The organism is Pseudomonas sp. SIMBA_068, from assembly GCF_046534705.1.
GTDB lineage: Bacteria > Pseudomonadota > Gammaproteobacteria > Pseudomonadales > Pseudomonadaceae > Aquipseudomonas > Aquipseudomonas putida.
In genome coordinates this window covers 1-267 of the sequence record NZ_JAWRYI010000655.1, presented here as the reverse complement: position 1 = coordinate 267, position 267 = coordinate 1, and the positions used below count along the sequence as shown (strand labels likewise).

At 43.1% G+C, this 267-nt stretch carries 1 protein-coding gene; it reads left to right on the top strand.

What is annotated here, in order from left to right; genetic code table 11:
- Positions 1 to 267, top strand: a 267-nt coding sequence (locus tag SB756_RS30855) for a hypothetical protein (RefSeq protein WP_410913340.1), incomplete at both ends; no start/stop codon positions are given.

The window sequence follows — 267 nt, the reverse complement described above, 5'->3', positions numbered from 1 at the left end:
AACTTGGTTTATCGTTCAAACATTTTGGGCGCAGATCAGCGTATTACAAATACGGGTGGCGGTAACACTTCTGCAAAATTAATTGAAACTGATCCTCTAACAGGTGAGCAGGTAGAAGTGCTTTGGGTTAAAGGGTCCGGTGGTGATTTAAGAACATCTAAAAAAGAAAACTTTTCTTCGTTGTATCAAGGTAAGCTGCAAGCGCTGGACGATACATACCAAGCACGCGACGATAAAGGTTACAAGTCTGCGGGTGAAGATGCCATG